The following is a 6,071-nucleotide window of genomic DNA, read 5'->3' on the forward strand; positions in this document are numbered from 1 at the left end:
TCTTCCGCGCCGATTGCCAGGCCACCGCCACCAGGCGGCGTGTTACTGCGCCTGCCCGACAATACCTGTACATAAGATATATAGTTGTACAATTACAGTACAGGGAATAGACTGCACTCCTACGCAGGCTGCTGATCAAGCGCCGCTGGCCCGGGCGCCGCAGAGCGCCTCATAAAAAAAGAAGGAAAGACAATGAGCTCCCTGACGGCACGTTTCTCCCGGCTTGGCATCCGATCCCGACTGGCCAGCGGCTTCTCAGCCGTATTGGTGCTGATCGTGGCCCTGACCCTCATCGGCATCAGCCAGGTAAACCGCATCGACAGTGGCCTCACCACCATCAACGACATCAATGGCGCCAAGCTGCGCCACGCCATCGACTGGCGAGGCAGCGTTCATGACCGCGCCATCCTCCTGCGCGACATGACCCTGGTCACCAGCGACGCTGACCTGGCCGCCCTGCAGGCCGACTACCGGGTGCTGGCCGAAAACTACGAGCGCGCCACCGGGGGGCTCAGCGATGTCATGAGCGCCGCGCCGGACAGCGTTACCGCCAGGGAGCGCACCCTGCTGTCCGCCATCGAAAGCCAGGCCGCCGCCACCCAGGCGCTCGCCGCCGACGTCATGGCGCAACGCCAGGCCGGGAATCTGCCGGCGGCCCGCCAGCAGTTGCTCGCCGCGGCCGGCCCCGCCTTCTTCGCCTGGCTTGACGAGATCAACGGCTTCATCGACTACCAGGAAGGCAACAGCGCCGCCGACACCGCCGTGGCCCGCGACACGGCAGAGGGCTTCCAGATACTGATGCTGGGGCTCTGCCTGGCCGCGCTGCTCATCGGCGGCATCATCGCCTACCTGCTCTCCCGCCAGCTGCTCAGGGAGCTGGGCGCCGAGCCCCACGAAGTGAAGGCATTCGCCGAGGCAATCGGCCGCGGCGAGCTGACGACCACCGGGCGACTGCGGCAGAACGACGACCGCAGCATCATGGCCTCCCAGATGAACATGGCACGGCAGCTCCAGGACATCGTCGCCCAGGTACGTGCCGCAGCGGACGCCGTGGCGATCAACAGCGAGCAGATCGCCGAAGGTAACAACGACCTTGCATCACGCACGCAGCAGCAGGCCAGCGCCCTGACCCAGACCGCCTCCGCCATGGAGGAGCTCAACGGTACCGTGTCCCAGAACTCCGCCAATGCCGAACAGGCGAGCCACGAGGCAGAGGGCGCGTCCGTCACGGCCAGGCGCGGTGGCGCCGCCGTGCAGCAGGTCGCGGAAACCATGAACGACCTCGATCGCAGCTCCAGCGAGATCGCCAGCATCATTTCCACCATCGACAACATCGCCTTCCAGACCAACATCCTGGCCCTCAATGCCTCGGTAGAAGCCGCCCGGGCCGGCGAGCACGGTCGCGGCTTCGCCGTGGTCGCCGCCGAGGTGCGCAAGCTGGCCCAGAACAGCGCCAATGCCGCCCGCGAGATCAATGCGCTGATCACCAGCAACGTGGAGCGCGTCAAGCATGGCAACGCTCGTGCCGCCGATGCCAGCCAGGCAACGGAGGAGATCATCGAAGCGATCGGCCGGGTCAGCCAGATAATGCAGGAGATCAGCCAGGCCAGCGCCGAACAGCGCACCGGCGTCCAGGAAGCCGGCAAGGCGGTCTACGAAATGGACCAGGTGACCCAGCAGAATGCCATCCTGGTAAACCAGAGCGCCTCGTCCGCCGCCAACCTGAGCCAGCATGCCCAGCAGCTGATCAACGCCATGTCGGCCTTCCACCTGCCCCAAGGCAGCACTGTCGCAAACCGGCCCCCCTCCTCCATGGGGGCTACCTACAGTGATTGGCGTACACTCGATGACCCACAACCCACCCGGAGCCGCTCGCCCAAGGGTATCGTTGGACAGCGACTCCAGCCCGAATGGGAAAATTTCTGAGCACGAGGGAGCGCCGTCTCGTGCCCCTCAAGACCCTAACGGAGAGACACCATGTTCGGATGGTTGAAGCCTGACCCGAAGAAGAAACTGCAGAAAGCGTATGAGCACAAGCTGCAGCAGGCGATGGAGGCAGCCCGCAACGGCGACATGCGCGCCAATGCGTCCCTGACCGAGGAAGCCGAAAGCCTGCTCGCCGAGCTCAGGCAATACCCATAGCCAAGCGAGTGCCGCCGAAAGGCCGGCTTATTTCAGAGACCCCGGAGCGCTGCGCGCCAGGTCATCCTCCTCGTCCCCCGGCTCGTCGTTCCAGCCGGGGGTGAGTTCGAGGCGGGCTCGCTCGACGAGCTCAGCGGGCAGCTCCTTCTTCACCGCCACCCCCAGCTCCTGGAACTCGGCGGTCTGCTTGATCAGGTTGGCACGGCCATTGACCAGCTGGCCCATGGCCCTGTCATAGCTGTCACGGGCCCCGTCCAGCTTCCTGCCCACGTCCTCCATGCTCTCCAGGAAGAGACGCAGCTTGTTGTAGAACTTCTCGGCACGGCTGGCCAGCTCGGCGCTGTGACGGCTCTGATCCTCGAAGCGCCACAGCTGGCGCACGATATTCAGGCTGGTGAGCAGCGTGGTGGGCGTCGCCACCAGGACGTTGTTCTCGATGGCCCGCTGGAAGAGCGACTCGTCGAACTTCAGTGCTTCCACATAGGCGGACTCCACCGGAATGAACATCACCACCACTTCCGGCGAGTTGAGCCCCGGCAGGTCGTAGTAGTGCTTGTCGGCCAGCTCGGCGATACGATCGCCTACTGCCCGGGCATGTTCGGCCAGCGCCTGCCCCCTCGCCACTTCCTCGTCCGCGTTCACGTACCGCACATAGGCGGATAGCGACGTCTTGGCATCGATGACCAGATGCTTGCCCTGGGGCAGGTAGACGATGGCATCGGGCCGCCGCCGCCCCTCCTCGGTAGCGAAGCTGACCTCGCGCTGGTAGTCCTTGCCGGCGCGCAGGCCGGAGCCCTCCAGCACGTTCTCGAGCATCAGCTCACCCCAGTTCCCCTGCACCTTCTTCTGCCCCTGAAGCGCCCGGGTAAGGCGGTCGGCCTGGTCGGTAATCTCGCGGTTGAGGCCCTGCAGATGCTTGAGTTCGGTGCGCAGGCTGGCGCGCTGCTCGGTGTCGAAGCGGTGGATGGATTCCACTTTTTCGCGAAAGCCCTTCATCTCGCTCTGGATAGGCTGCAACAAGCCGCTGATATGCTTCTGGGACAGCTCCGAGAAGGCCTTGCCCTTGCGTTCGAGTATCTCGTTGGCAAGGTTCTCGAACTCCTGCTTGAGCTGGTCGCGGCTGTCGCGCAACAGCGTTAGCTGCTCGGCGAAGTGCTGCTGCTTCTGCTCCAGCGTGGTAGCCAGGCGCGCCTCGCTTATCTGCACCTCACCCAGCATGCGCTGCGATTCATCGAGGCGTCGCTCGCGCTCGGCAAGCCGCTCGCGCAGCTCGGCCAGGGCGGCGGCGTGCCGTTGCGCATCGGCGCGCTGACGCCGGGCAGCGAACAGGCCGGCCAGGCCGAAGGCGAGCAGGAATGCCAGCAGCGCCGAGAGCGCCATGGCATAGCCGACGGGAAGGGAGTCCAGCAGTGTCGTCAGATCGGTCAAGGGGCTTTCTCCTGCTGCAGCGCGAATGGGGCCGGGGCGAAAGTCTCCCCAAAACCGTCAGGCTTGTCACTGTTTACCCACGGATATCCTGCTTGAAGCCCCTGTGCCCTCATCGGCTTCGGTCGGGTCACGACCAGCGTGCAGTCGTCAACGCGAGGCCATGGTATCGTGAGTCTTCCGCGCCACTTAGCCTACGACTCCATGCTCGATTTCCTTGCCCATTCCAAAAGCCTTGCCTGGCATCAGCAGCTGGCACGCCTGATGCGCACGGCGGCAGCGTCCGACTTTCCGGCCAGGCTCGACCAATGCTTGCGCGAGCTCGTGGGCCACGAAACCGTCTTGATCAACGCCTATCGCGGCCGCCGCCGGCCACTGCTGATTCATGACGACTACCCCCTGCATCGACGCGAACAGGGCATCGAGCGCTACCTGAGCAAGGCCTACCTGCTTGACCCCTTCTTCACGGCCGTGAGCGATGGCCTGGACCAGGGCGCCCACCGCCTGCGCGAACTGGCGCCGGACCGTTTCGAGGCCAGCGATTACTACGCTCACTACTACCGCGCCCTGGGCCTGGTAGATGAAGTCGGCATCTTTTGCCGGGTCGAAGAGGATGTGGTCATTGCCGTGTCGCTGGGCTTCGGAGTCACGTCGCCACCGCTGACCCGTCGCGCCCTGCAGGCCTTGCGTCACCTCTCACCCATGATGGAAGCGCTGCTGGTCGAATACTGGAAATGGCAAGGAAGCCAGTTCCAGCAACGCCTGGCGGAGCAGGAACCGGTGGAAGCGGCCCTGGCCAGTTTCGGGGCCGGGGTACTGACGATGCGTGAGCAGGAGATCGTGCGTCTGCTGCTGGCTGGCCACTCGACGAAATCGGCAGCCCGAGAGCTCGACATCAGCGACGGTACTGTCAAGGTGCACCGCAAGCACATCTACCAGCGCCTCGAGGTCTCCAGCCAGTCGCAGCTGTTCCGGCTATTCCTCGATCACGTGGCGTTGGTCTCGCGCCAGCAGGCGTGATGACCGGCTGAAACGAGAAAGGCCGGCTCCGTAGACGAGAAGAAGCCGGCCAGAACGTTGATTCCCACGTCGATGCATCGCAGGAAGAGAACTCAGGTCTCAAGCGCCATCCATACGCTCTTGAGGCTGGAGTACTCCTCCAGGCTGTGATGCGACTTGTCGCGACCGTTACCCGACTGCTTCACGCCGCCGAAGGGCATGGTCTGGTCGCCCCCGGCCCAGTTGTTGACGAACACCTGGCCCGACTGCAGCCGCCGGGTCACGCGCATGATGCGGTCGATGTCCTGGCTCCACAGCCCCGCGGCAAGCCCGTAGGGCGTGTCGTTGGCCATCGCCACGGCCTCCTCCTCGCTGTCGAAGCCGAACACCGCCAGCACCGGGCCGAAGATCTCCTCGCGGCCGATGGTCATCTGTGGCGTGACGCCATCGAAGACCGTGGGCGGAATGAACAACCCCGGGCCGTCGATGGCCTGGCCACCGGTGCGCAGCCGCGCGCCCTCTTCCACACCCTGGCGGATGTAGTCGAGGATGCGCCGGTGCTGGGTCTCGTCGACGATGGCACCCATGAAGCTCTCGGGGTCGAGCGGATCGCCGGGCTGCATGGTCTCCGCCGCTTTCAATACGCGCTCGACGAACTCCTCGCGGATCGCGTTCTCCACCAGCAGCCGGGAGCCGGCGATGCACACCTCGCCCTGGTTGTGGAAGATCGCCGCGGCGGCGTGGCTCGCCACCCGGTCAAGCTCCTTGCAGTCGGCGAAGACGATATTGGGCGACTTGCCGCCGCACTCCAGGTAGACCCGCTTGAGGTTGGACTGGCCGGCGTACTGCATCAGCTGCTTGCCCACCGCCGTGGAGCCGGTGAAGGCCAGGCAGTCGACTTCCATGGAGAGCGCCAGCGCCTTGCCCACGGTATGGCCGAAGCCGGGCAGCACCTGGAACACCCCACGCGGTATCCCCGCGTCCTTCGCCAGTTGGGCCAGGCGCAGCGCCGAGAGCGGTGACTTCTCCGAGGGCTTGAGGATCACGCTGTTGCCGGCGGCCAGCGCCGGGGCGATCTTCCAGGCGGTCATCATCAGCGGGAAGTTCCACGGCACGATGGCCGCCACCACGCCGATGGGCTCGCGCAGCACCAGCGCCAGGGCGTCCTCGCCGGTGGGCGCCACCTCGCCGTAGAGCTTGTCGATGCACTCGGCCTGGTAGCGGATACAGGCGATGGCACCATTCATGTCGCCCAGCGAGCTCGAAACCGGCTTGCCCATGTCCAGGGTATCGAGCAGCGCCAGCGCGTGCTTGTTGGCTTCCATCAGATCGGCCAGGCGCAGCAGCACCTTCTTGCGCTTGCTCGGCGCCAGGCGGGACCACTCGCCGCCGGCGAAGGCCGCCCGGGCCGCGGTCACGGCCAGCTCGGCATCGACGGCGTCGCAGCTTGCCACCTGGGCCAGGATCTCGTTTGTCGCCGGGTTGCGCGACTCGAAGGTGTCGCC

At 65.4% G+C, this 6,071-nt stretch carries 5 protein-coding genes; 3 read left to right on the forward strand and 2 right to left on the reverse strand.

The genetic code is table 11. The features are described from left to right. Positions 1 to 192 precede the first annotated feature (192 nt). Both LY622_RS17430 and LY622_RS17435 read left to right on the forward strand, forming a co-directional pair. A complete protein-coding gene (locus LY622_RS17430) occupies positions 193 to 1,926 on the forward strand; it encodes a methyl-accepting chemotaxis protein (protein WP_234292039.1) in 1,734 nt (577 codons plus the stop codon). 51 nt (positions 1,927 to 1,977) lie between these two features. Then, complete coding sequence (locus LY622_RS17435; protein ID WP_114477782.1) at positions 1,978 to 2,142, forward strand: DUF6435 family protein; 165 nt, start codon at positions 1,978 to 1,980, stop codon at positions 2,140 to 2,142. 27 nt (positions 2,143 to 2,169) lie between these two features. Here LY622_RS17435 and LY622_RS17440 read toward each other — a convergent pair whose 3' ends face one another. Next, the gene (locus tag LY622_RS17440; RefSeq protein WP_234292040.1) at positions 2,170 to 3,570 is read right to left on the reverse strand and encodes a DNA recombination protein RmuC; all 1,401 of its coding nucleotides are present in this window, start codon (positions 3,568 to 3,570) and stop codon (positions 2,170 to 2,172) included. A 168-nt stretch (positions 3,571 to 3,738) separates the two neighbouring features. Between LY622_RS17440 and LY622_RS17445 the strand changes: the two genes are divergently transcribed. Continuing rightward, positions 3,739 to 4,587 (forward strand): LuxR C-terminal-related transcriptional regulator, encoded by an 849-nt coding sequence (locus LY622_RS17445; protein WP_234292041.1) that lies wholly within the window; start codon positions 3,739 to 3,741, stop codon positions 4,585 to 4,587. 92 nt (positions 4,588 to 4,679) lie between these two features. Here LY622_RS17445 and LY622_RS17450 read toward each other — a convergent pair. Beyond that, the coding region (locus LY622_RS17450) for an aldehyde dehydrogenase (RefSeq protein ID WP_234292042.1) at positions 4,680 to 6,071 on the reverse strand (1,392 nt) is incomplete at its 5' end.

The sequence above is a fragment of the Halomonas alkalisoli genome (assembly GCF_021412585.1).
In the GTDB taxonomy this organism is placed as follows: Bacteria; Pseudomonadota; Gammaproteobacteria; order Pseudomonadales; family Halomonadaceae; genus Halomonas; species Halomonas alkalisoli.

Excerpts from the sequence above, each read along its gene's own strand:
- LY622_RS17430 (WP_234292039.1), top strand. The coding sequence starts at position 193 with ATGAGCTCCCTGACGGCACGTTTCTCCCGGCTTGGCATCCGATCCCGA.
- LY622_RS17435 (WP_114477782.1), top strand. The coding sequence starts at position 1,978 with ATGTTCGGATGGTTGAAGCCTGACCCGAAGAAGAAACTGCAGAAAGCG.